This is a genomic window from Rheinheimera muenzenbergensis, assembly GCF_036984005.1.
GTDB lineage: Bacteria > Pseudomonadota > Gammaproteobacteria > Enterobacterales > Alteromonadaceae > Alishewanella > Alishewanella muenzenbergensis.
This window is the reverse complement of record NZ_JALAAR010000008.1, coordinates 146,295-169,044: the sequence shown is the minus strand read 5'-3', so window position 1 is coordinate 169,044 and position 22,750 is coordinate 146,295. Positions and strand designations below refer to the sequence as shown.

The window sequence follows — 22,750 nt, the reverse complement described above, 5'->3', positions numbered from 1 at the left end:
GCTTGCCACAACCGCTGCTAGAGCCCAAACTGAGCAAAATCAGCACTGCTATGGCGCTCGGCTAATTGTGGCCCGTCGCCCCAATTACGGTTTACTATGTAACCGCGTTTAACCGCCGGACGAGCTTGAATCTGTTTTGCCCAGCGCATTAAGTGGCTATAACTGGCGGTGTCTAAAAACTCTGCCGCCGCATAAACCAGGTTCAGGGCTATAGCACCATACCAGGGCCAAATCGCCATATCGGCAATACTGTATTCGTCACCGGCGACAAATTCATGTTTAGCCAGCTGCTTATCCAGTACATCAAGCTGACGCTTGGTTTCCATAGCGTAGCGGTTGATGGGGTACTCAAACTTTTCTGGTGCGTACGCATAAAAGTGGCCAAAACCGCCGCCGACAAAGGGGGCACTGCCCATTTGCCAAAACAGCCAGTTCATTACTTCGGTACGTTTGGCGGTGTCTTCAGGCAAAAAGGCACCGAACCTTTGTGCTAAATAAAGCAAAATAGAGCCAGATTCAAATAATCGCACACCGTTAGTGTTATCAAACAATGCCGGGATCTTTGAATTAGGGTTGATATCAACAAAGCCGCTGCCAAACTGGTCGCCATCTTTTATGCTGATAAGCCAGGCATCATACTCGGCATCGGTTTTACCGGCCGCCAGCAACTCTTCTAACATGATGCTGACTTTGACGCCATTTGGTGTTGCCAGTGAGTACAGCTGCAAAGGCTGTTTACCCTGTGGCAGCACTTTATCATGGGTAGCGCCTGATACCGGGCGGTTAATACTGGCAAACTGGCCACCATTGGCTGCGTTCCAAGCCCAGACTTTGGGCGGAGTATAAATTTGGCTCATGCTAATTCCTTATCTGCTGCGTATTAATTCATTGAACACTTAGGATATAGTTGTCGCGATACCACATCACAAGATGGCAAATAAACATTATGCATACGGCTTTATTCTACCTGATAACCAATCTGACTAACTGCGATGCAAATTAAATGGCTGACCTCACTGACGCAGGTGTCGGCAGCGCAGTGGGATGGGTTATTTACTGCCGCTGACGACAACCCGTTTTGCCGGCATGCTTTTTTACTGGCGCTGGAGCAGGGCGGTAGCGTTGATACGGCAAGCAGCAGCTACCATAGCGGCTGGATCAGCCAGCATCTTACCGTCTGGCAACAGGATACGTTGCTGGCGGCAGTGCCGGGTTACTATAAACTGCACTCATACGGTGAATACCTGTTCGACTGGCAAATAGCCGAGGCTTACAGACAATATCAGTTGCCGTACTATCCAAAGTGGATAGCTGCCATACCTTTTACGCCGGTCAGCGGGCCAAGACTGGGAATATTGCACGACACGCTTAGCGCTACACTGATGCCTATACTGTGCGATACGCTAAAACAGCGGCTGGCAACTAAAGAATTGCACAGCGTGCAATGGTTGTACCCTTGTGCAGGCTTAGCGCAGCAGCTGGCCGCTGAAGGCTTTTTATCCCGCCATGATGTGCAGTTTTTATGGCACAACGAGGCGTATGGCAGCTTTGATGATTTTTTGCAGCGACTCAACGCGCGCAAACGCAAACAAATCCGGGCTGAACGCAGCAACAGCGGCGCTTTTACTCTGGCTACGCTGCACGGCAATCAGCTCACTGACAACCAGTGGCAAGCCATTATTCGCTGCTATCAGGCCACGTACATTAAACGCTCTGGTCATCAGGGTTATATCACTGAGGCAAGCTTTAAGATGTTGGCAAAAACCATGGCCGACAGCCTGGTGGTATTTGCTGCGCTGGCCGCCGGCGATGAGCAGCAAATTGTCGCTGCCGCACTGTGTTTTCGCAGCAACAACACCCTGTATGGCCGCTATTGGGGCACGTTAATACCAGCCGACTGCCTGCACTTTGAGCTGTGTTATTATCAGGGTATAGATTATTGCATTAGGCATAAGCTGGAGTATTTTGATGCCGGCGCCCAGGGTGAGCATAAGCTGAAACGCGGCTTTGTTCCGGTTACGCGTTATGGCAGTTATCTGTTTGCTGACACCCCGTTAACCGGCGCCATTGCTGACTATTTTACGCGCGAGACGGCGCAGCTGCAGCACTATAAAAACCAGGCCATGCAGGCTTTGCCTTTTAAACAACTACCAACTGATATGCCGGTAAATAGTTAGCAAACAAGCGAAACTTTAACCCAGGCTGTCTATACTGGTTTAGCGCTGAAACACAACTTTTAATATAAGGTAGCTATGACATCCACTTCGTTGGCGGCTGCACTGATGTTAATGTCAGCAGTAATGGTGCAGTGTTATGCGGACGAGCCTATTTGGCTTACCGATATGGACGATGCTGCAGTGGTGTATAAAAATGTACCCGGTATCGATATCAATGCTGCGACAAGGCGGCTGTTACTCGAACATATGCCGGGTTATCAGGACAGTGTCAGTATTGTAAATAATGAACGCGCCTTTCAGATCCTCAAAAGCAATACATTGGCGTGCACCGGCAATAAAGTGCGTAATGCAGAGCGCGAAACTTTCGCTTATTTTACCGCACTGCCACAGCTTATTTTTCCTGGCTTACGTTTGTATATGCTGCAGGCTACTGCAAAGCAAGCCGGGCTTAGCCAAAACCAACCACAGGAAGCGACGCAGTCACTGGCCGCTCTGAGTGCAATATTACCGCAGGCGCGGATCGGTATCGTTGGTGGGCGTAACTATGGTGAGCCGCTACAGCAATTATTTGCGCAGCTAGCCAGGCGTAATCGAATTTACACCCGCACTGCCAGCGACATGACAGCCGCAGCGCTACTGGATATGCTGGTGAACGGCCGTATAGAGCTGATCGTCGAGTATCCTAATGTGGTGCAACATTATACCGAAGCACTACATCACGCTGTCCCCTTAGCCAGTGTCAATATCACTGAAGCAACCGAATACAGCGGTGGCTACATTATGTGCAGCAAAACCGAACAGGGGCAAAAGCTGGCACAGTTGTACAATGACGCTATCAGACAGGCAAGCCAGGATAAACGCTACCTGCAGGCGCACTTGCGCTGGTTTGACAGCAGTTCACACGCCAAGATCACAGCACTGTACAATCAGGTGTATCACACCAATTTTTAACGCACTAAGGCTTGCTACTTACAAACTGCAGTAAACGGTTGTTGGCGGGCATGCTGTGATCCTGCTGCAGCGTAAAACCTTCAGCAGCAGCCAAAGCAACAACGGCAGCACAGTCGCGAATACCCATCGCCGGATCCCGGCTTTTTAGAGACTGATCAAACAGTCGGTTGCTGTCGCTGGTAAAGTTACCGTTATAGTTAAACGGGCCATAAATGCACAGTGTAGCCGGCTGACAGAGCAACTGGTTTAACCTGCTGAAAAACTGTTTAACCACGTTCCACGGCATGATATGCAAGGTATTGGCGCTAAACAACGCATCAAAAGCTGGCTTTGGTACTGTGTCCTGGCAAATATCCAGCGCGACAGGCAAGGGGAGGTTAGCTAAACCGGCCCGGCGTAAACGCTCTGCCAAAGGGGCTAAGTATTGCGGTTGTTCAGATGCCTGCCAGGTTAAATGGGCTAAATGCGAAGCAAAGTACTCAGCGTGCTGGCCAGTACCGCTGCCCACTTCCAGTACCTTACTGCTGGCAGCAAAGGCTTGATGCAACACCGCCAGTATGGCCGCTTTGTTGTTTTCACAGGCCTGAGAATAGGGTAAATCGGGATAAAGCATAGGTTTTAAGCCTCGCGTAGCATTGCTATTAGTTGGCACCGCGGCTTGCTAATACGGTTTAGCGTTGCCGCCAATGCTGTGCTGTTTTGGTTATGGTCATCGTCTTACCTGTTAGGCTATACTTGATACCACATCTTAGCTCTGGTTGCGATAAAGGATACGCATTGCCAAACCGCATAAGTCTGTTGTTTACTGCCATGTTACTGTCTGATGTAGCAGCGGCTCAGCCTGAGCAGTTGCTGTGGTGTCTCGACCACGTGCCTAAGCGGCAACACTATGAGCCTGGCAAAACGCCATACGGCCCAATGGTTAACCTGATGCAGGACCTCGCCAGTCGGCTTAATGTTGAATTGACCTTTACCTTACCGACACCGGTAAACCGCTGCTTGCAGCAACTTGAACACGGGGAGGTCGATATCGTCGCCAGTTTGTTGTATTCGCCACAACGGGAACAACGTTTTCATCTGATGCCATTTGATATTGCCCGTTCAGAAAGCTGGTTTATTCATAAAGACTACCAATTGCAGGATCAACCAGGCTTAAGAGTTATGCTGGTAAAAGACCTGATTTATTCAGCCGGGTTGCAAGATAACTACAAAGCCGCCGGTTATGTTATCACCACAGCCAATAATATGGATGAGGCGCTGGCTGCATTGTTTTTTCGTGATACTGACATCGTCGTGGGCCCAGAGCATATTACCCAGGCAAAAATTGCCAACAACGCCCGTTACAAAACTATCCTTACACTGGCGCCGTTACATCAACAACCCGTTATAGAAGCCCATATTGCTATTTCAAAAACCGGCCGTTATGCCAAGCGGCATGAAGCCTTCCGGCAGGCACTGCAACAGATCAGGCAAGAGGGTAAATATGCGCTTTATAATTAGTTTATGTGCGGCAGACTAAATGTCACCGACGATCCGGATGTCATCGCACTGTGCGAAGGCCTGCAGCTTGAATTGTTTTCTACACCGTTGATTGTAAACCGTTTTATCCGCGCGACACAGCCACTTAGCATAATACGGCAAAGCCATGGTCAAAGACGTATGGACAGCGCTATCTGGTGGTTGCTGCTAGAGCCGACAGCACAAGGTTTTAGCCCGTCTAAGTACACTTCTTTTAATACCCGCTACGACAAACTAAATGTTAAAGGTTCTGCCGGCTATCTGCCGTACCGGCATAGCCGCTGTGTCATACCAGTAAAGGGTTTTGGCGAAAGCGAATACGTTAACGGCAAAGCGCTGCATTATCACGATTTGACGGCCAAACATGGCGGCCTGTTGTTAGGTGGTTTATACCGTGAATGGTTAAACCGGCAAACCGGTGAGACGGCGCTATCCTGCTCGATAATAACCTTGCCACCACATGCCAAACTCAGTGCCATTCACAGTAAATCTATGCCACTGATACTGCCACAAGACAGCGCTTTAATTAACGCCTGGCTCGATGAAACTAACAACAATACCGACATGTTTACCACCTTACTAAAACCACATTTACCCCAAACCCTGGTGGCACAACAAATAGATAAACCCAGCACCTATTTGCCGCTAAGTGCCGGTTTTGACATTGAAAAAGATGACTAGCTAAAAAACATACATAGGCTATAAAGTATACTGATTGCTGCATATTGCAAAAAGGCTGCGCTAAATGGATATGAAAACAACCAACTATAGCGAGAACAATCTTGTCACGTTACAGTTAAAGTTTAATTTGGCAGTGATTACTAAGTTATCATTACAAACCGATTCGTTATCGTTAACAGACACCATGCTACACGCTTTGTTAGCCGTACCCGCCATTACCTCGGTTTCTATTTATGAAGTTCACCAAACTAAAGGCACATCTCTTGCGACTATTGCCGACATCAGCCATCTGAGTATTAAATTACTGCGCGAAATGCCATGGGTGGCAAAGGATGGCAGTAGAATATCTGAGTTTCTTTATCAAAGTGTACTGAAACAGACTTACTGCACCGAGACTAGCAAGGCAGATAAATCGGTTCATATCTACATTCCTGTACTACTTGCTGAAAGTTCAGTTGGCCATGTCTTGCACCTTGAGTTTAAGGAAGAATCAGCTTTGCATGGTTTTATAAATAACAAGCATGCAATGTTTGATGTGTTTGGCAATTTACTTAAGTTATTCGATAAACTGGAGCGGGATACATTAACCGGATTTTTCAACGGTAACTCACTGGAAAAATCGCTGCATAATTACTGCAACCAGGCAATAAAATCAGCAAAAGAATCCAACCGAAATGCTGAGCAAGTGTGGATCACCGCCATCAGAGTCGCCCAGATGCAAAACATAGCGCTAGAGCGGGGACAACGCTATGCCGATGAAATCCTGCTAAATATTTCTTATTTTCTGGAAAAATCCTTTAGAAATACCGATTTATTTTTCAGGCGTAGCATAGGGGACTTTTATGTATTGTTACCCTGCAATGACGAAATCAGTGCCCGGCTGGCTCTGGAGCGGTTAATGGCCAATCTTGAAACAGAAACCTCTACAGCTTTGGCAAATCACCACTTTCATATCGTTTACTCGGTGATCAAGCCAGAGCTGACGCCGATGGTGCAACTAGGCGAATTAGTACAAGGGCTAAATAAACTGGATGCAGTGAAATCAAGATCAGTTATTCAGAGCATCAATGAAGTGCGGACACAAACGTAAGCTGAGTTTTTAGTAAGCGTAGCTTTTCCCGTGTCGTCTCGAGCTGTTTTGCTGATTGCCAGTGGCAGGCGGCCAGTGTTGTGTATAGCCAGTGTTACAGCTTTTAATTGATTTTTATATTATTACGCCAATAGCTTTCAAACTGGATTTTCTGTTTTGCCTTATCATCAGCACAGGCGACAAAGTCATGATTTGCTGAGTTCTTTTGTCTGCATTTTGCCGGCATCTTATAAAAAGCTGCCCAGGCCTTTAACTTTTCACCTTCGTAAGTGCGATTTTGTGCCGACCAATTATCATTGATAGAACTACTATCGTATGAGATTTCGGGGATGCTATCCGTTTCACCTTGTTTATAATCGACACCATCATTTGGTTTAATTGGTGCTACACAATACTTGCGCATAATTTGGAAAAGTTCTCTGTCGCGATCGTTTAAGTAATTGCCTTCAGCGACACCATAGCCCTTGGTGAAACGTTCTTGAATGCGTTCTTTTTCTTTCTTAAGTTCGTTGCAGTGGGTTTCGCTGTACTGTTGATCAGCGTATGTAAAAAGGGGAATGAGTACAAATAGAAGGTAAAACTTTGATCGCATGAGTAAATCCGTTGTTACTTGTCCTGAAATGAGAGTTTTGCAATATAGCATGGGGTAGTATTAGTAACGAAAAATAAAGCGAACTAATATTAATAGTCCATTTAACATAATATACATTATGAGCTATTGAATATGGCCGATAAAAAGTATGCTGCATTATGTTATTCATATCGCTAGATATTCTGCTTAATCTTGTTTTGCTACCACCGGCTTAATACCCACCTGGGTTGCTTCACCGGCGTCGTTTACCTGGCGCACCGTTAATAGCAACTGATCTAATTGTACCTGGTCACCAATAACCACCCGGCGATGGAAGCGCTGTGCTATATAGCCAGCCAGGGTTTGCTGACTATCCTGACCAACAAGATTAATGGTATAGAATGCATCTAAGTCACCCAGACTGATATCGCCATTCAGCACAAAATCACCAAAGAAGTTGCTGTTACTCAGTACTGATTTTTCTGCATCATTGGCCAGTACTTCACTTATTTTCTGTACATGCTTTAACTTGGCCAGCACCATAAGAGTGTCTTTGGCGTTAAATACCGGTTTTTTCTCTGGTAGTAGCCATTCGCCGTCGCGCAGCACGCCTAAAAACTGAATTGGCTGCTTAAACTGCAGATCCTGCCAGCTTAATGCTAGAACCGGAGAGCTATCGGTTACTTTAAACGCCAGCACTTCCATTACATCATTGCTGGGTACTGCATCCAGCGGCATCGCCTGATCCGGTGCCAGTTCTTTTGGTACCTCCAGCTTTAACCAGCGTGCTACCGGTACTATGCTCCAGCCTTGTAACACCAGAGATACGATAACTACGACGAAGGCAACGTCAAAATACAAATGTTCATCCGGCATGCCGGCTAACCATGGAAACAGCGCCAGAATAATGGGCACAGCACCACGTAAACCTACCCAACTGATAAATAACTGATCTCTTACCGGAAAACGAAATGGGATCAGGCTAATGACTACCGCAATTGGCCGGGCAACAAAAATAAGTATTGCTGCCAGCAATAATGCCGGTACCAGGTGATTTAACAAATTGGTAGGTACCACCAGCAATCCCAGCATCAAAAACATACTGATTTGACTGATCCAGGCCAGGCCGTCATGCATGCGCAATATATGGATTATCTGCGGCAAACGGGCATTGCCTACCAGATAGCCCATTAAATACACCGCTAAAAATCCACTACCACCAAACATATTGGTTGCCGCATAGATAAAAATACAACTGGCTACAGCCAGTAATGGGAAAAAGGCAAAACTCAACGGTAATTTACGACATAAATAGACAAAGACGCGCCCTGCTGCATATCCCATTACCGCACCAACCACAGCTTGTTGTAAAAAGGTTTTGCCAACGTTCCAGTTCAGTGGCTCGCCTTGTGCCAGTACACCCACAAGAGTTAAGGTCAACATAACCGCCATCGGGTCATTACTGCCCGACTCTATTTCCAGCGTTGATGCCACCCGCTCTTTAATGCGCAAACCTTGTGATTGGAATATTGAGAATACTGCCGCTGCATCGGTAGAACTTAAAATAGCGCCCAGCAGCAGGCCTTGCAGTAAGGTCAAGTCAAGCAAATAGGCGGCTGCGACGCCAACAATACCGCAGGTTAGCACCACACCAACCGTGGCCAGCATTGATGCCGGCGCTAAGGCAACACGAAAACGTTCGGGGTGAGTTCGCATACCGCCATCAAATAATATGATGACCAATGCAATAGAACCGATAAAAAAGGCAACTTCGGGATTATCAAACTGAATGCCGACCAGACCTTCTTCGCCGGCCAACATACCAATGATCAGAAACACTAATAGCATAGGCGCGCCAAGGCGCGCTGAAATCAGGGTAGCAACAATACTGATTACAAAAAGAAAACCGCCAACTAATATTGCGAGGTTTATGCCATCCACCCTAACCTCCTATTAATTAAGCGTTTGAAATCTCCCGTACTATGGCATGCAAGGCATCAAGTGGCTGTGCAGCCTTAGTAATTGGGCGGCCGATCACCATGTAATCGACGCCAGCCTGTAGTGCCTGCGCCGGCGTCATTACCCGACGCTGGTCATCTTGCGCGCTGCTGGCAGGCCTTATACCTGGCGTTACCAGCATAAAATCTTTACCAAATTGTTGTTTTAACAGTGTAGCTTCCTGCGCAGAACACACCACACCGTCTAAACCGGCTTGCTGTGTCAGGTTAGCAAGCTTTATTACCTGTTGCTGTGGTGTAAGGGTTATACCCAGCTCAGTTAGATCGCTCTGCTCCATACTGGTAAGCACAGTAACAGCAATAAGGTGTGGTTTTTCAGTGCCATAGGATACCAAAGATTCACGGGCTGCGCTCATCATTCTGCTACCACCACTGGCGTGAACATTCACCATCCAGACACCTAAATCTGCCGCGGCTTTTACTGCCTTAGCGACCGTATTGGGAATATCATGAAATTTTAAATCTAAAAACACATCAAATTTGCGGCTTTGCAGCTCTTGTACCAACGTCGGACCAAAATGGGTAAACATCTCCTTGCCCACTTTAAGCCGGCATAAGCCAGGGTCAAGCTGGCTAACTAAATTAAGCGCTTCAGCTTTATTTTCAAAATCAAGAGCAACCACCACAGGGGTCTGACAAGACATGCTTTTTCCTTTACTTTAACGACCGTCGATGCCGCCGATGGGCTCTACTGTTTCCCACTGCTGACATGACGGACACAACCAATAATGTTTGCGGGTTTTAAAGCCGCAGTTACGGCAGCTATACAGCGACTTTTTTGCCAGATAGGCGTTTACCAGCTCTTCAACTGACGATAACGCCTCTGCCGCCGGTGCCGATTGTTGCTGACGCAGTTGCAACAGCTTTTGAAATAAACGGATACTGGGTTGTTGCCGCAGCTTATCGAGTAAAAAATGCTCTGCTGCAGTGGCCGAACCATGTTCAGCCAGCCAATCGGCCAGTAATACCACGGCGCTGATATTATTATGTTTGTTAGCCAGCTGGCTCAGTAACTGATACCACTCTTCGGCGGCCAATTCACACTGTTGCAATAAAGGCAGGATATCCGCGCTCCATTGCGGTTTATGTTCAACTATGTAGCGCAAGGCTGATTTAGCTAGCGGCTTATTCTGTTGTTGCAGTGCTGCTGTTGCTAACGCATATTTCGGTCGTATTGCTGCCGGACAACTGTCTGCCAGTTTATTTAGCAGCTGAAGATCGCTGGTATTGTCTGCAGCAAGCGCCTCTGCATGCATATTGGCCAAAGCGATGCGCAAAGAGCGCGAATCTGTTTGCAGCACAGCATCCTGGTATTGCAACGCCTTTTGCCACTCGTGAGTGGCTATAAATATACTGAATAACTGCTTTAAAGCCAGTTCTGCCAGTTGCGGTGCCCTGACCAAATTGACCAGCAGTTTTTCTGCTCTGTCATATAAGCCGGCAGCAAAGTAATCTTTGGCCAGCTCAAACTGAATTTGCTGCGCCTGCGGTTTAGGCAATTTCAGCTGATGTAACTTTTCGTGTATGCGGATAGCTTTGTCCCAGTCACCTTTACGGCGGAACAAATTGGCTAACGCCAGGTAAGTTTCAATGGTTGCCGCTTCAATATCCAGCAGTTCAAGTAACTGCTCTATGGCTTTGTCTTCCTGATCGGTAAGCAGAAAGTTTAAGCCGGAGGATAAATTACGGGTAATGCTGGCACGGCCTTTTAGCTCTTTATGCTTAACGCTATTACGTCCCATAAACCAGCCATAAGCTGCAGCTACCGGTAACAATAAAAACAGCAGCTCTAACATAGCTTAACTGTGGTCCGCTGATTTACGCAGCCAACCTTTAGCTTTGCGTTGCAAAGAGTACAACAAGGAAATGAGCAAACCGAGCACAAGGCCAAGTAACAGGAACAGCAGTGCGATGTCCACAACACGTAATTGCACGTTGATAATAAGAAGATGTAAATCAGCCAGCTGCTGATTTATAGAGCCAAACAGTACCCCTACTACAATCAGGGCTACTATTACTGCAATAAAAAGTAGTCTGCGCAAGGGAAACTCCGTTTACGCCTGCAAACACTAAGGCTTGAGGATCAGGTGTTATCTTTTACCCGGTCACGTAACTCTTTGCCCGGTTTAAAATGCGGTACATATTTACCGTCCAGTTCCACTTTGTCACCGGTCTTAGGATTACGACCAACGCGTGGTGCACGATAATGCAGTGAAAAACTGCCAAAGCCACGGATCTCTATGCGTTCGTTAGAAGACAGAGACTGTGCCATCTGCTCGAGGATTTCTTTAACTGAAGCTTCAACATCCTTGACCTGAATATGGGGGAAATCAGTAGCTAATTTTTCAATTAATTCAGACTTGGTCATAGACCCTCCGGCAAACCTGCTAATTAATAAAGCAGGAGGCAGTTGCCCCCTGCTTTGTCAGCAATTAATCCTGCTTCTGAGCAGCTTTAAATGCTTCGGCCATAGCGTTACCACCAAAATCAGCTTCTTGTTGCTTGCTGTTGATAGTATCCATAGCTTCTTTTTCTTCAGCTTCGAACTTAGCTTTGATTGACAGGCTGATTACGCGGTTTTTGCGGTCAACACCCATTAAACGAGCTTCAACTTCTTCGCCTACTTTCAGTACAGTAGTGGCATCTTCGATACGCTCACGCGCGATGTCAGATACACGAACGTAACCTTCAACTGCACCTTCTAACATGACAGTAGCGCCTTTAGCGTCAACGGCAGTTACTTCACCTTTAACGATAGCACCTTTTTTGTTGTCAGCAAGGTAGCCGTTGAACGGGTCTTCGTCCAGCTGCTTGATACCTAAAGAAATACGCTCGCGCTCTGGGTCAACTTGTAACACAACTGCGTGTACTTCGTCGCCTTTTTTGAAGTCGCGAACCGCTTCTTCGCCAGTGGCATTCCAGCTGATGTCTGATAAGTGAACCAGACCATCGATGCCGCCGTCCAGGCCGATGAAGATACCGAAGTCAGTGATTGACTTGATCTTACCGCTTACGCGATCGCCCTTGTTGAAGCCCTTAGCGAACTCTTCCCATGGGTTAGCTTTACACTGTTTCAGGCCTAAAGAAATACGACGACGTTCTTCGTCAATTTCCAGAACCATAACTTCCACAGAATCACCTAAGTTAACAACTTTAGATGGGTGGATGTTTTTGTTAGTCCAGTCCATTTCTGAAACGTGTACTAAACCTTCAACGCCTTCTTCGATTTCTACGAAGCAGCCGTAATCAGTCAGGTTAGTTACGCGACCAGTGATGCGTGCACCTTCTGGGTAACGTGAAGCGATAGCTGCCCACGGATCTTCGCCCATTTGCTTCAGGCCTAAAGATACGCGCTGCTTCTCGCGGTCGAATTTCAGTACTTTTACTGGAATTTCGTCGCCAACGTTAACGATTTCGCTTGGGTGCTTAACGCGCTTCCATGCCATATCAGTGATATGCAGTAAGCCGTCTACGCCACCTAAGTCAACGAATGCACCGTAGTCAGTCAGGTTCTTAACGATACCTTTAACTTCCATGCCTTCTTCCAGTGTTTCTAACAACTGGTCACGTTCATGGCTGCTTTCTGATTCGATAACCGCACGACGTGATACCACCACGTTGTTGCGCTTCTGATCCAGCTTGATAACTTTGAACTCAAGTTCTTTGTTTTCCAGGTGCAGAGTGTCACGCACCGGACGTACGTCTACTAATGAACCAGGCAGGAATGCACGAATACCGTCAACTTCAACTGTGAAACCACCTTTAACTTTACCGGTAATAACACCGATAACAGTTTCTTTGTCTTCACAAGCTTTTTCCAGGCGTACCCAGGCTTCGTGACGTTTAGCTTTTTCGCGAGACAGTAAGGTTTCGCCGAAACCATCTTCAATGGCGTCTAATGCTACGTCGATGATGTCGCCAACGCTAACTTCGATTTCGCCGCTCAGAGATTTGAACTGCTCAACCGGAATTGCGGCTTCTGATTTCAGACCGGCGTCAACCATAACGACGTCTTTCAGAACAGCAACAACAGTACCTTTAACAATGGCACCCGGACGGGTTTCGATGGCTTTGAGGCTTTCCTCAAATAATTGTGCAAAATTTTCAGTCATATTCACTTTTTCGGTTGAGTGCTCCACGCTGCATCATGCGTTGTGGGGTTGCTAAATTTACCTGATTAAATCCATTTAACAGGCTGTCCAAAATGCGGTTTTGGCCTGGTTCACAACGTTGCTGGCAATTTCATGCCGGCGTAGTTCAGTACCTCTTCCAACACTTGTTCAATCGTTTTATCTGTCGAATCCAGCATGTAGGCGTCGGCCGCAGGTTTCAGTGGCGCGGTGGCGCGATTGATATCACGCTCGTCTCTGGCTTGGATTTCGCTTAAAAGGTCGCCGATGTTAACATCAAAGCCCTTTTCTTTCAACTCTAAAAAGCGCCGTCTGGCGCGCTCTTCCGGCGTAGCGGTTAAAAAGATTTTAACCTCAGCATGCGGAAATACCACTGTGCCCATGTCACGGCCGTCTGCCACTAACCCCGGTGCTTCAGAAAAAGCCCGCTGACGGCGTAGCAGCGCCTCACGCACCCGGGGTAACGAGGCAATTTTTGAAGCAACATCAGCTACTTCCTGCGTACGTATGGTGTGCGTTACATTTTCGCCTTCCAGCGTAATGCGCATATTACCTTGTTCATCACTACCAAATTGCACATCTAAATGCGCGGCTAACGGTTGTAATGCTTCTTCATCGTCGCTGGCAATCTGATGATGCATAGCCGCCAGCGCCAAAACGCGGTATATGGCGCCACTGTCGAGTAATTGCCAGCCTAAGCGTTGAGCCAGCAAACGACAAATTGTGCCTTTGCCTGAGCCACCCGGGCCATCTATGGTAATTACTGCTGCAGAGTGTGGCATCCTACCCCCTTAAAAACTGCTGGTTTATCGGATAAAAAACGGCGCTATTATACAGACTTTTGCGACAAAAACTGTGTTTAATTCGGTGAAATTACTGCAAATGCACGCAGCCGGACGGCTGCGCGTCTGGATGATAGTTAGCGTTAACCGGCCAGGCCGGCAAAAACGCTAAAGTAGTCCGGGAAGGTTTTGGCGGTGCAATCCGGATCTTCAATGGTAACGGCGGTATCGCTTAGTGCCACCAGTGAGAAGCACATGGCCATACGATGGTCATTGTAGGTAGCAATACTGGCATGTTGCAGTGTAGCTGGCGGTGTGACTTTAATATAGTCATGACCTTCTTCCACTTCGGCCCCGACTTTTCGCAGCTCCGTTGCCATCGCCGCTAAGCGGTCGGTTTCTTTAACCCGCCAGTTATACACATTGCGGATCACCGTTGGCCCCCTGGCAAACAGCGCCGTGGTTGCTATGGTCATAGCGGCGTCCGGTATAGCGTTGTAATCCCTGTCTATGCCGTTTAACTCATTACGCGTAACCATAATATAGTCGTCGCCCCATTCAACCGCAGCGCCCATTGCCTCAAGTGCATCGGCAAAATGGATATCACCCTGTACCGCATGTTTGCCAATACCGGTGACTTTAATGCTACCGCCTTTAATGGCCGCTGCTGCCAGAAAGTATGATGCCGACGATGCATCGCCCTCTACCAGCCAGTGGCCGGGCGAGCGGTATACCTGATTACCCCTGATACTGAAACGTTTGTAATCATGGTTTTGCACCGTTACGCCAAAACGCTGCATCAGCGCCAGGGTAATGTCGATATAAGGTTTGGAGACCAGCTCGCCGATGATGTCTATCTGGCTGTCACCTTCAAGTAGCGGTGCCACCATTAGCACGGCGGTTAAAAACTGGCTGGAAATACTGCCGTCAATCTGCATGCTGCCGCCTTGCAGCGGCTTGCCTTTAATCTGCAGCGGCGGAAAGTCTTCACTGCCGATATAACGAATATCTGCTTGCCATTGGCGCAGTGCATCAACCAAATGACCGATAGGCCGCTCGTACATACGCGGTTCGCCGGTGAGGGTAACATCGACATTCGACGCTGCCAGAGCTGCAGTCAGCGGCCGCATTGCCGTGCCGGCATTGCCAAGAAACAGGCTAACTGCATCGGGATGGTTAAACAGGCCGCCAATGCCTTTTACCTCACATTTACTGCGACAAGCAGATAACTTATAACTGATACCAAGTGCGGTTAACGCATTAAGCATGTGCTTAATATCATCGCTATCGAGCAAATTAGTGATCTGTGTCGTACCTTCTGCCAATGCCGCTAACAGTAATACCCGGTTGGAAATACTTTTTGAGCCCGGCAGATGGACTTCGCCACTAACGCGGTCTATCGGAGATAAGGTTAATGTTTTCATCCGTGCACCCGTTCAAATTCCTGCATAAAGCTAACCAGGGTTTGTACCCCTTCAATTGGCATAGCGTTGTAAATACTGGCACGCATACCGCCAACCATACGATGGCCTTTTAATGCCAGCAAACCATGTGTTTCTGCCTGGTCAACAAACATATCGTTTAATCGCTCGTCACCTAAGAAAAACGGCACATTCATCCAGGACCGATATTCCGGGTCAACGTCATTGCTGTAAAAGTCACTTTTATCAATATAATCATAAAGTAAGCTGGACTTAATCTGGTTACGCGTAGCCATTGCCGCCACGCCACCCTGCTGCTTCAGCCATTTAAACACCAGCCCTGCCAGGTACCAGGCAAACGTCGGAGGCGTGTTAAACATACTGTCGTTTTCGGCGGCTAAGCGGTAATCCAGTACCGAGGGTATAACGGCGTCTTTGCCGGGCAGTAAATCGTCGCGCACTATCGCCAGTGTTAAACCGGATGGGCCAATATTTTTTTGCGCACCGGCATAAATTACGCCATAGCGGCTGACATCAATTGGCCGCGATAAAATGGTAGAGGATAAATCAGCGACAATTGGACTTGTGGTTTCAGGTAAAGCGGTAAACTCTACGCCGTCGACGGTTTCGTTCGGGCAGCAATGTACATAAGCTGCGCCGTCGGTTAACTGCCAGTCTTTGGGCGCAGTAACAGTACGGATGCCGCCTGCGCTTTTCTGCCGGATGTCCTGTGTTTTAATGCTACCGAATTTGACGGCTTCTTCTACCGCTGATTTTGACCAGGCACCGGAGACAATATAGTCTGCCGTTTGGCCGGTTTTTAATAAATTAAGTGGCACTGCCGAAAACTGGCCACGGCCACCGCCGTGCATAAACAGCACCTTGTAGTTTGGCGGAATACTGAGTAAATCACGTAAATCCTGCTCCGCTTCTGCGGCAACACGGATAAAGGCTTTGCTGCGATGGCTAAGTTCCATCACTGAGCAGCCATGTTGTTGCCAGTTTATAAATTCCTGTTGCGCCTGCTGCATCACCTCAACCGGTAACATAGCCGGGCCGGCGCAAAAATTAAAAGTGGTCATCTTTACTGCGAGCTCCTGATTTAGCGTCTTATTTTCACTGGCCTGGTTGTATATTGTGCCGGCTTATACCGATCTTATTTGCTTTAAAAGCAAAACGAGCGCATAAGCGCCCGTTTTTGTCTGGTGTTACTCTTCTTCATCCTGAGCTAACTGGGTATCCGTCAGCACAGTGCTGGCGGCTTTTTCAGCCTCGGCTGCTGCCAGCTCTTCTGCATCCTGAATTTCGTCCACTTTTTCTACGCCAACAACTTTTTCATTGTCAGCAGTGCGGATCAGGATCACGCCCTGGGTATTACGGCCAACTTCAGAGACTTCATTAACGCGGGTACGCACCAGCGTGCCCTTGTTAGAAATCATCATAATTTCATCCAGCTCATTCACCTGCACTGCCCCAACAACCAGGCCGTTGCGTTCAGAAACCTTAATTGATACCACACCCTGGGTGGCACGGCTCTTCGCCGGATACTCGGTTAATGCAGTGCGCTTACCATAGCCGTTTTCGGTCACCGTCAAAATAGGACCGTCGCCGTTTGGAATGATCAGCGATACCACTGAACCGCCTTCGCGCAGCTTAATACCGCGCACACCGGTTGCGGTACGGCCCATGCCGCGTACCTGATCTTCGGTGAATCGTACTACTTTACCGTCATCTGAGAACAACATAATTTCGTTGTTGCCATCGGTAATGCCAACGCCGATTAAACGGTCACCGTCGTTCAGGTTAACAGCAATAATGCCGTTTGAACGTGGCCGCGAGTATTCGACCAGTGAGGTTTTCTTCACGGTACCGTTAGCGGTGGCCATAAATACATACTTGTCTGCTTCGTACTCACGCACTGGCAGAATAGCATTAATACGCTCACCCTCTTCCAGCGGCAGTAAGTTCACTATCGGCTTACCACGGGCAGTACGGCTGGCCAGCGGTAATTGGTATACCTTCATCCAGTACAGACGACCGCGGTTAGAGAAGCACAAGATAGTATCGTGCGTGCTGGCAACTAACAGCTTATCGACAAAGTCTTCATCTTTTACTGTGGTTGCAGCTTTACCCTTACCACCACGGCGCTGTGCTTCGTAATCAGACAGTGGCTGATACTTGGCATAGCCCAGATGCGACAAGGTCACGACTACGTCTTCTTCGGTGATTAAATCTTCCATATTGATATCCAGCATATTGTCCTGGATATCGGTGCGGCGTTTATCAGCATATTGCGCTTTAACCGCTTCTAACTCTTCGCAAATCACTTCCATTAAGCGCTCTGGGCTCGCCAAAATGTGCAGTAACTCGGCAATCAGCTCTAACAGTTGTTTGTATTCGTCGAGGATTTTTTCGTGCTCAAGCCCGGTCAGCTTATGTAAGCGCAAATCCAGGATCGCTTGTGCCTGTTGCTCGGTAAGGAAATATAAGCCGTCACGAATACCGAAGTGCTCTTCTAACCACTCAGGCCGCGCCGCATCTTTACCGGCACGTTCTAACATGGCGCTGACGTCACCTAATTGCCAACCGCGGTCAACTAAACGTAACTTAGCTTCAGACGGGCTGGGTGAGGTTTTAATCAGCTCGATAATGTCATCGATATTGGCCAGCGCTATGGCTAAACCTTCTAAAATGTGGGCACGATCACGGGCCTTACGCAGATCGTACACAGTACGACGGGTAACCACCTCACGGCGGTGCAGTACAAAGCACTTGAGCATTTCAATTAAGCTAAGCAGCTTAGGCTGGCCCTGATCCAACGCTACCATATTGATACCAAACACCGTTTGCATCTGGGTGTTGGTATATAACTGGTTTAGCATTACATCGGTAGACTCACCGCGCTTCAGCTCGATAACAATACGCATACCGTCTTTGTCAGACTCATCGCGCAGCGCCGAAATACCTTCGATGCGTTTTTCTTTTACCAGCTCGGCGATTTTTTCAATTAAACGGGCTTTATTAACCTGATACGGAATTTCGTTGACGATGATGGCTTCACGGCCAGTTTTCTCATCGGTTTCAATTTCCGTTTTGGCGCGGATATACACCTTGCCGCGGCCAGTGCGGTAAGCTTCTTCAATGCCTTTGCGGCCATTAATAATAGCGGCGGTCGGGAAATCCGGACCCGGGATATATTGCATCAGCTCGTGCAGTTCGATATCCGGATTAGCAATTAAGGCTAAGCAGCCATCGATAACTTCAGTTAAGTTATGCGGCGGAATATTGGTAGCCATACCAACGGCAATACCACTTGAGCCATTGATTAACAGGTTAGGTACCTTAGTTGGCATGACTGCCGGGATTTGTTCTGTGCCGTCATAGTTGGGCACAAAATCCACTGTCTCTTTATCTAAATCGGCCAGCAGTTCGTGCGCAATACGCGCCATCCGCACCTCGGTGTAACGCATTGCTGCCGCCGAGTCACCATCAATAGAACCAAAGTTACCCTGGCCATCTACCAGCATATAGCGCAGCGAAAACGGCTGCGCCATCCGCACTATAGTGTCATATACAGCGCTGTCGCCGTGCGGGTGGTATTTACCGATAACGTCACCTACCACACGGGCAGATTTTTTGTAGGCTTTGTTCCAGTCATTGCCTAGTTCCTTCATCGCGAACAGCACGCGACGGTGTACCGGCTTTAAACCATCCCTTACGTCCGGTAAGGCGCGGCCAACAATAACGCTCATGGCGTAATCGAGGTACGAATTTTTTAATTCGTCTTCGATATTTATAGGAACTATTTCTCTGGCCAGATCTGTCATAAAACGCTAATTTCCCTTAAATCAAATAGATAACTCGCTTTTGTCGCTGTTATAAAGCGCGAGACAACGCGGGATTCTAACACAGAAAATCACAGTTGCCATGCCCCAAATGTGATGCAAATTACACGCTGGCATTGCTCTGGCCGATCAAGGCTTTATAATGCGCAAAAACGACAGAGCAAGCAGCATGACAGTACAAAGCAACGTTGATCACGCCGAGATCGCCAAATTTAATGACATCGCCTCACGCTGGTGGGACCCGTCAGGCGAATTTAAACCTTTGCATTTACTTAACCCGGTGCGGTTAAGCTATATCAGTGACGAATTACAGGGGCTATTTGGCAAAAGCGTGATTGACATCGGTTGTGGCGGCGGCATTCTGGCCGAAAGCATGGCCCGTTGTGGTGCTACTGTTACTGCGCTGGATATGGCAGCCGACTCACTGGAAGTCGCCCGGCTGCACGCCCTGGAAGCAGGTGTCGAGGTTAACTATCAGCAAGCCACAGCCGAAGACTATGCTGCAGCACATGCCGCTAGTTTTGATGTTGTCACCTGCATGGAGATGCTCGAGCATGTGCCGGATCCGATGTCGGTGATCCAGGCCTGCGCAGACTTGGCCAAACCGGGGGCTACATTGTTTTTTTCTACGCTGAATAAAACCTGGAAGGCCTATATGCTGGCAATTATCGGCGCCGAACAAGTATTAAAATTGGTGCCAAAAGGTACGCATAAGTTCAGCAAATTTATCCGGCCATCGCAACTGATGCGTTATCTGGAGCAAGCCGGCCTGGAGCTGGTCGATGCCACCGGTTTACACTTTAATCCGCTAAACGAAAGTTTTAAAACTGGCCCTGGGCTGGATGTTAACTATATCGTCGTGGCGCGAAAAACTCTTTAACACGACGTTAGCGGTATAAAGCGTAATGTAACGGGCACCGCAACAGCCCTGGCGCAGCGCTGAAGTGCTGGTTTTATCAGCACTTAAATAGCGATGAGATATAAAAAAAAGATTGATAGAACAAATAAATTTATTGCGAAAAAAAGCTTGCGTCGCTGGCGGGTATCTTTGCACACTAGCGACGCGGTTAGCAGCTACTAACTGCAGTTTTAGCACTACAAATCTGCCGAATTACACCCTTGCAAAAATACCAGATCCACACTATCTTGTGATGACTTTCTAAAAAGCATCTATATGTTGTGTAATTAAGCAACAATAGCTGCTGCTAAAATGGCCGTGCGCTACATGGCTGATGATAACAACATATACAACTGAAACGGAAATCTGCAGCGATGACTCAATCTCTTTTCGTCACTAAACGTGATGGCCGCCGTGAACCTTTGGATCTCGATAAAATTCACCGCGTTATTACCTGGGCCGCCGAAGGCTTATCAAATGTCTCGGTGTCGCAGGTTGAGCTGAAGTCTCATATCCAGTTTTATGATGGCATTAAGTCAGAAGATATTCATGAAACCATCATTAAAGCCGCCGCAGATCTTATTTCAAAAGACTGCCCTGATTACCAATACCTGGCAGCACGTTTAGCGGTATTTCACCTGCGTAAAAAAGCTTATGGTCAATTTGAGCCACCGCACCTATATGATCAGGTAGTGAAGATGGTTGAAGCCAAACGCTATGATCAGCATATTCTGGCCGATTACAGCCGCGACGAGCTGGAGCAGATGAACAGCTTTATCGATCACAGCCGTGATTTAAACTTCAGTTATGCCGCAGTAAAACAACTGGAAGGTAAATATCTGGTACAAAACCGCGTCAGTGGCGAAATTTACGAAAGCGCGCAGTTTTTATATATGCTGGTGGCAGCCTGTTTGTTTGCTAACTACCCCAAAGCGACCCGGTTAGATTATGTGCGCCGTTTTTACGATGCCTGTTCAACCTTTAAGTTGTCACTGCCAACACCGATAATGTCCGGTGTACGCACCCCTACCCGTCAGTTCAGCTCTTGCGTACTGATAGAATGCGGTGACAGCTTAGATTCGATTAACGCTACCTCAAGCGCCATCGTTAAGTACGTCAGCCAGCGCGCCGGTATCGGCATTAACGCCGGCCGTATTCGTGCACTGGGCAGCCCAATCCGCAATGGTGAAGCCTTTCATACCGGCTGTATTCCATTTTATAAGCATTTTCAGACAGCCGTTAAAAGCTGCTCACAAGGTGGTGTCCGCGGCGGTGCGGCAACCCTGTTTTACCCATTGTGGCATTTAGAGGTTGAATCGTTACTGGTGCTGAAGAACAACCGCGGCGTAGAAGAAAACCGCGTTCGTCACCTGGATTACGGCGTACAGTTTAACCGCCTGATGTACACCCGCCTGATTAAAGATGACTACATTACGCTGTTCAGCCCATCCGACGTGCCGGGCCTGTATGATGCCTTTTTTGAAGATCAAGAAAAATTTGAACAGCTGTATGTTAAATACGAAGCCGATACCACTATTCGCAAGAAGCGTTTAAAAGCGCTGGAGCTGTTCACCTTGTTTATGCAGGAACGCGCCAGTACCGGCCGCATTTATCTGCAAAACGTTGACCACTGTAATACGCACAGCCCGTTCAACCCGAAATTTGCCCCGGTACGCCAGAGCAACCTGTGTCTGGAAATCGCTTTGCCGACCAAACCGATGAACGATGTAAACGATCCGGAAGGCGAAATTGCGCTGTGCACGCTGTCAGCGTTTAACCTAGGCGCGATTGAAGATTTAAGCGAGTTAGAGCCACTGGCAGAGCTGGCTGTGCGGTCACTGGACAGCCTGCTGGATTATCAGGACTACCCTATTCCGGCGGCGTTTCATGCCTCAATCAACCGCCGTACTTTAGGTGTCGGTGTGATTAACTATGCCTACTATCTGGCTAAAAACGGTGTGAAATACTCTGATGGTTCTGCCAACGGTTTAACGCACCGTACTTTCGAAGCTATTCAGTACTACCTGTTAAAAGCCTCAAATAAGCTGGCACAGGAGTTTGGCGCCTGCCCTAAATTTAACGAAACCACCTATGCACAGGGTATCTTACCCATTGATACCTACAAGAAAGATTTAGACAAAGTATGCAACGAGCAATTGCAGTTAGATTGGGAACAATTACGCCAGGATATTCTGAACCATGGCCTGCGTAACTCAACGCTGTCAGCCTTGATGCCATCGGAAACGTCATCGCAAATTTCCAACGCGACTAATGGTATCGAACCACCGCGTGGCCATATCAGCGTTAAAGCCAGTAAAGACGGCATTTTAAAACAGGTAGTACCGGAATATGAGCGGTTGAAACACCAGTACGAATTGTTATGGGATATTCCGAACAACAGCGGTTATATATCGCTGGTGGCGATAATGCAGAAGTTTATTGACCAGACCATCTCGGCTAACACCAACTATGATCCGAACAAATTTGAGGCCGGCAAAGTGCCAATGAAGTTGTTACTACAGGATCTGTTGTCTGCCTATAAGCTGGGTGTAAAAACCATGTATTACCATAACACCCGCGATGGCGCGTCAGATGTGCAGGAAGATATTAAACCTGAAGCAGAAGACGACGGCTGTGCCGGCGGTGCTTGTAAAATTTAATCGTTAAC

20 protein-coding genes are annotated in these 22,750 nt (G+C 47.8%); 7 read left to right on the top strand and 13 right to left on the bottom strand.

Annotation, left to right across the window (positions count from 1 at the left end; translation table 11 throughout):
- Nucleotides 1–17: 17 nt before the first annotated feature.
- Entirely contained in the window at nucleotides 18–857 is an 840-nt protein-coding gene (yghU, locus tag MN202_RS11145) for a glutathione-dependent disulfide-bond oxidoreductase (RefSeq protein WP_335736198.1), read from the bottom strand.
- A gap of 135 nt (nucleotides 858–992) precedes the next feature.
- On the opposite strand from yghU, the gene MN202_RS11140 reads away from it, so the two are divergent.
- Together MN202_RS11140 and MN202_RS11135 are read left to right on the top strand one after the other, a co-directional pair.
- Entirely contained in the window at nucleotides 993–2,177 is a 1,185-nt protein-coding gene (locus tag MN202_RS11140) for a GNAT family N-acetyltransferase (protein WP_335736197.1), read from the top strand.
- Between the two features lie 75 nt (nucleotides 2,178–2,252).
- Nucleotides 2,253–3,128, top strand: a complete 876-nt coding sequence (locus MN202_RS11135; protein WP_335736196.1) for a hypothetical protein — start codon at nucleotides 2,253–2,255, stop codon at nucleotides 3,126–3,128.
- Nucleotides 3,129–3,132: 4 nt separating this feature from the next.
- Here the strand turns inward: MN202_RS11135 and MN202_RS11130 are convergent, their stop codons facing one another.
- Nucleotides 3,133–3,741, bottom strand: a complete 609-nt coding sequence (locus MN202_RS11130) for a DUF938 domain-containing protein (protein WP_335736195.1) — start codon at nucleotides 3,739–3,741, stop codon at nucleotides 3,133–3,135.
- Between the two features lie 164 nt (nucleotides 3,742–3,905).
- Here MN202_RS11130 and MN202_RS11125 point away from each other — a divergent pair, with 164 nt between their 5' ends.
- From MN202_RS11125 to MN202_RS11115, 3 genes are all read left to right on the top strand, one after another.
- A complete protein-coding gene (locus MN202_RS11125) occupies nucleotides 3,906–4,628 on the top strand; it encodes a substrate-binding periplasmic protein (RefSeq protein ID WP_335736194.1) in 723 nt (240 codons plus the stop codon).
- A 3-nt stretch (nucleotides 4,629–4,631) separates the two neighbouring features.
- Nucleotides 4,632–5,327 carry an SOS response-associated peptidase family protein gene (locus tag MN202_RS11120; RefSeq protein ID WP_335736193.1) on the top strand — a complete coding sequence of 232 codons (696 nt, stop codon included), beginning with the start codon at nucleotides 4,632–4,634 and terminating at the stop codon, nucleotides 5,325–5,327.
- Between the two features lie 64 nt (nucleotides 5,328–5,391).
- Complete coding sequence (locus MN202_RS11115) at nucleotides 5,392–6,417, top strand: GGDEF domain-containing protein (RefSeq protein ID WP_335736192.1); 1,026 nt, start codon at nucleotides 5,392–5,394, stop codon at nucleotides 6,415–6,417.
- Nucleotides 6,418–6,520: 103 nt separating this feature from the next.
- Here MN202_RS11115 and MN202_RS11110 read toward each other — a convergent pair whose 3' ends face one another.
- The 11 genes from MN202_RS11110 to gyrA all read right to left on the bottom strand — a co-directional run bounded on the left by MN202_RS11110 (nucleotide 6,521) and on the right by gyrA (nucleotide 19,166).
- Nucleotides 6,521–7,009 carry a hypothetical protein gene (locus MN202_RS11110; protein ID WP_335736191.1) on the bottom strand — a complete coding sequence of 163 codons (489 nt, stop codon included), beginning with the start codon at nucleotides 7,007–7,009 and terminating at the stop codon, nucleotides 6,521–6,523.
- Nucleotides 7,010–7,195: 186 nt separating this feature from the next.
- Nucleotides 7,196–8,929: a potassium/proton antiporter gene (locus tag MN202_RS11105; RefSeq protein ID WP_335736190.1), complete on the bottom strand. Its 1,734-nt coding sequence runs from the start codon at nucleotides 8,927–8,929 to the stop codon at nucleotides 7,196–7,198.
- 16 nt (nucleotides 8,930–8,945) lie between these two features.
- Entirely contained in the window at nucleotides 8,946–9,650 is a 705-nt protein-coding gene (gene pyrF, locus MN202_RS11100; RefSeq protein ID WP_335736189.1) for an orotidine-5'-phosphate decarboxylase, read from the bottom strand.
- A gap of 15 nt (nucleotides 9,651–9,665) precedes the next feature.
- On the bottom strand, nucleotides 9,666–10,802 hold the full coding sequence (locus tag MN202_RS11095) for an N-acetylglucosaminyl transferase (protein WP_335736188.1): 1,137 nt from the start codon (nucleotides 10,800–10,802) through the stop codon (nucleotides 9,666–9,668).
- A gap of 3 nt (nucleotides 10,803–10,805) precedes the next feature.
- Entirely contained in the window at nucleotides 10,806–11,048 is a 243-nt protein-coding gene (locus tag MN202_RS11090) for a DUF1049 domain-containing protein (RefSeq protein WP_335736187.1), read from the bottom strand.
- Nucleotides 11,049–11,089: 41 nt separating this feature from the next.
- Nucleotides 11,090–11,398, bottom strand: coding sequence for an integration host factor subunit beta (ihfB, locus tag MN202_RS11085; protein WP_472511569.1), 309 nt, complete (start codon nucleotides 11,396–11,398; stop codon nucleotides 11,090–11,092).
- 40 nt (nucleotides 11,399–11,438) lie between these two features.
- A complete protein-coding gene (gene rpsA, locus MN202_RS11080) occupies nucleotides 11,439–13,118 on the bottom strand; it encodes a 30S ribosomal protein S1 (RefSeq protein ID WP_418334321.1) in 1,680 nt (559 codons plus the stop codon).
- Between the two features lie 110 nt (nucleotides 13,119–13,228).
- Entirely contained in the window at nucleotides 13,229–13,918 is a 690-nt protein-coding gene (cmk, locus tag MN202_RS11075; protein WP_335736186.1) for a (d)CMP kinase, read from the bottom strand.
- Between the two features lie 143 nt (nucleotides 13,919–14,061).
- Nucleotides 14,062–15,342 carry a 3-phosphoshikimate 1-carboxyvinyltransferase gene (gene aroA / locus MN202_RS11070; RefSeq protein WP_335736185.1) on the bottom strand — a complete coding sequence of 427 codons (1,281 nt, stop codon included), beginning with the start codon at nucleotides 15,340–15,342 and terminating at the stop codon, nucleotides 14,062–14,064.
- Nucleotides 15,339–16,421, bottom strand: coding sequence for a 3-phosphoserine/phosphohydroxythreonine transaminase (gene serC, locus MN202_RS11065; RefSeq protein WP_335736184.1), 1,083 nt, complete (start codon nucleotides 16,419–16,421; stop codon nucleotides 15,339–15,341). The genes aroA and serC overlap by 4 nt, the downstream gene beginning before the upstream one ends.
- Before the next feature lie 126 nt (nucleotides 16,422–16,547).
- On the bottom strand, nucleotides 16,548–19,166 hold the full coding sequence (gyrA, locus tag MN202_RS11060) for a DNA topoisomerase (ATP-hydrolyzing) subunit A (RefSeq protein ID WP_335736183.1): 2,619 nt from the start codon (nucleotides 19,164–19,166) through the stop codon (nucleotides 16,548–16,550).
- A gap of 187 nt (nucleotides 19,167–19,353) precedes the next feature.
- On the opposite strand from gyrA, the gene ubiG reads away from it, so the two are divergent.
- Nucleotides 19,354–20,064, top strand: a complete 711-nt coding sequence (ubiG, locus tag MN202_RS11055) for a bifunctional 2-polyprenyl-6-hydroxyphenol methylase/3-demethylubiquinol 3-O-methyltransferase UbiG (protein WP_335736182.1) — start codon at nucleotides 19,354–19,356, stop codon at nucleotides 20,062–20,064.
- Nucleotides 20,065–20,456: 392 nt separating this feature from the next.
- The gene (gene nrdA, locus MN202_RS11050; RefSeq protein ID WP_335736181.1) at nucleotides 20,457–22,742 is read left to right on the top strand and encodes a class 1a ribonucleoside-diphosphate reductase subunit alpha; all 2,286 of its coding nucleotides are present in this window, start codon (nucleotides 20,457–20,459) and stop codon (nucleotides 22,740–22,742) included.
- The last annotated feature ends 8 nt before the right edge of the window (nucleotides 22,743–22,750 follow it).

Bases quoted from the DNA above. Each gene is read 5' to 3' on its own strand.
- gyrA (WP_335736183.1), bottom strand. From the start codon at position 19,166: ATGACAGATCTGGCCAGAGAAATAGTTCCTATAAATATCGAAGACGAA.
- aroA (WP_335736185.1), bottom strand. From the start codon at position 15,342: ATGAAAACATTAACCTTATCTCCGATAGACCGCGTTAGTGGCGAAGTC.
- MN202_RS11115 (WP_335736192.1), top strand. From the start codon at position 5,392: ATGGATATGAAAACAACCAACTATAGCGAGAACAATCTTGTCACGTTA.
- MN202_RS11120 (WP_335736193.1), top strand. From the start codon at position 4,632: ATGTGCGGCAGACTAAATGTCACCGACGATCCGGATGTCATCGCACTG.
- cmk (WP_335736186.1), bottom strand. From the start codon at position 13,918: ATGCCACACTCTGCAGCAGTAATTACCATAGATGGCCCGGGTGGCTCA.
- MN202_RS11110 (WP_335736191.1), bottom strand. From the start codon at position 7,009: ATGCGATCAAAGTTTTACCTTCTATTTGTACTCATTCCCCTTTTTACA.
- pyrF (WP_335736189.1), bottom strand. From the start codon at position 9,650: ATGTCTTGTCAGACCCCTGTGGTGGTTGCTCTTGATTTTGAAAATAAA.
- ubiG (WP_335736182.1), top strand. From the start codon at position 19,354: ATGACAGTACAAAGCAACGTTGATCACGCCGAGATCGCCAAATTTAAT.
- MN202_RS11130 (WP_335736195.1), bottom strand. From the start codon at position 3,741: ATGCTTTATCCCGATTTACCCTATTCTCAGGCCTGTGAAAACAACAAA.
- MN202_RS11140 (WP_335736197.1), top strand. From the start codon at position 993: ATGCAAATTAAATGGCTGACCTCACTGACGCAGGTGTCGGCAGCGCAG.
- nrdA (WP_335736181.1), top strand. From the start codon at position 20,457: ATGACTCAATCTCTTTTCGTCACTAAACGTGATGGCCGCCGTGAACCT.
- MN202_RS11095 (WP_335736188.1), bottom strand. From the start codon at position 10,802: ATGTTAGAGCTGCTGTTTTTATTGTTACCGGTAGCTGCAGCTTATGGC.
- rpsA (WP_418334321.1), bottom strand. From the start codon at position 13,118: ATGACTGAAAATTTTGCACAATTATTTGAGGAAAGCCTCAAAGCCATC.
- serC (WP_335736184.1), bottom strand. From the start codon at position 16,421: ATGACCACTTTTAATTTTTGCGCCGGCCCGGCTATGTTACCGGTTGAG.
- MN202_RS11135 (WP_335736196.1), top strand. From the start codon at position 2,253: ATGACATCCACTTCGTTGGCGGCTGCACTGATGTTAATGTCAGCAGTA.
- yghU (WP_335736198.1), bottom strand. From the start codon at position 857: ATGAGCCAAATTTATACTCCGCCCAAAGTCTGGGCTTGGAACGCAGCC.